The following is a 1,271-nucleotide window of genomic DNA, read 5'->3' as shown; positions in this document are numbered from 1 at the left end:
CTGGCCTGACCCCATGGGGTGGTCCGGTTTCAGTCTTAATGCATGATGGGCTTTTGGGCCATTGTCTGGGCAGATGATGGCGCTGACCCGCGTGGTGGCGCAGGCCAGATAGTGGCCTCTGGTGCCGGCGGTTTATATCCGAGCGATGAGTGCGGCCGCTCGGTGTTATAGTAGCGCCGCCATGCCTCAATGATGACCTTGGCCTCGGCGAGGCTGTAGAAGATCTCACCGTTGAGCAGTTCGTCGCGAAGCTTCGAGTTGAAGCTCTCGCAATAGCCGTTCTCCCAAGGGCTGCCCGGCTCGATGAACGCGGTCTTTGCGCCGACGGCCACGATCCACTCCCGCACGGCCTTGGCGATGAACTCCGGGCCATTGTCGGAACGAACATGGCCCGGCACGCCGCGCAGAATGAACAGGTCCGACAGAACGTCGATGACGTCGGTCGAGTTGAGCTTGCGACCAATCCGGATCGCCAGGCACTCCCGAGTGAACTCGTCGATGATGTTGAGCATGCGGAACTTTCTGCCATCGTGGGTCCGGCCCTCGACGAAGTCATAGGACCAGACATGGTTTGGATGCTCGGGCCGAAGCCGGATGCACGATCCGTCATTCAGCCAGAGCCGGCCTTTCTTCGGTTGCTTCTGGGGAACCTTCAGCCCCTCCCGCCGCCAGATGCGCTCGACGCGTTTGGCGTTGACCGTCCATCCCTCCGACCGCAGCATCGCCGTGATCCGGCGATAGCCATAGCGGCCATACCGGGAAGCGAGCCGGATGATGTCGGCGGTCAACGCCTCTTCATCTGCACGGCCGCAAGGCTTCTTGCGCTGGGTCGAGCGATGCTGGCCGAGAACCTTGCAGGCAAACCGCTCCGAGACGGAGAACTTTGCCACGACATGGGCAACGCAGCGACGACGACGGGCGGGGCTCAATAGTTTCCCGAGGCAGCCTCTTTCAGGATCAGCTTCTCGAGCGTCAGGTCCGACACAGCCTTGCGCAGCCGGTCGTTCTCTTTCTCCAGCTCCTTCAGCCGCTTCACCTGGTCACCCTTCAGGCCGCCGAACTCCTTGCGCCAGCGATAATACGTGAACGGGGTCACGCCGATCGTGCGAACCGCTTCGCCGACCGAACGGCCCTGTGATAACAGAACATCGACCTGGCGCAGCTTCGCGACGATCTCTTCGGGCTTATGCTTCTTCTGGGGCATTCCAACGTCCTCTCCAACGGCTCAATAGCCTACTTCAGGGAGGACCACTTTTCAGGGGGCAGACCAG

General features: G+C 61.4%; 1 protein-coding gene. It reads right to left on the bottom strand.

Annotated features, from left to right (window positions below; genetic code table 11):
- Positions 1-35 precede the first annotated feature (35 nt).
- Positions 36-1,204, bottom strand: a protein-coding gene (locus ABID44_RS18650; RefSeq protein ID WP_354153176.1) for an IS3 family transposase whose coding sequence is annotated in 2 segments (ribosomal slippage) — positions 36-940 and positions 940-1,204 — 1,170 coding nt in all. Because the reading frame shifts where the segments join, the coding sequence is not laid out codon by codon here.
- Positions 1,205-1,271: the final 67 nt, after the last annotated feature.

This window comes from Aquamicrobium ahrensii (assembly GCF_040545755.1).
Lineage (GTDB): Bacteria > Pseudomonadota > Alphaproteobacteria > Rhizobiales > Rhizobiaceae > Mesorhizobium > Mesorhizobium ahrensii.
This window is presented reverse-complemented; position numbering and strand designations above follow the sequence as displayed.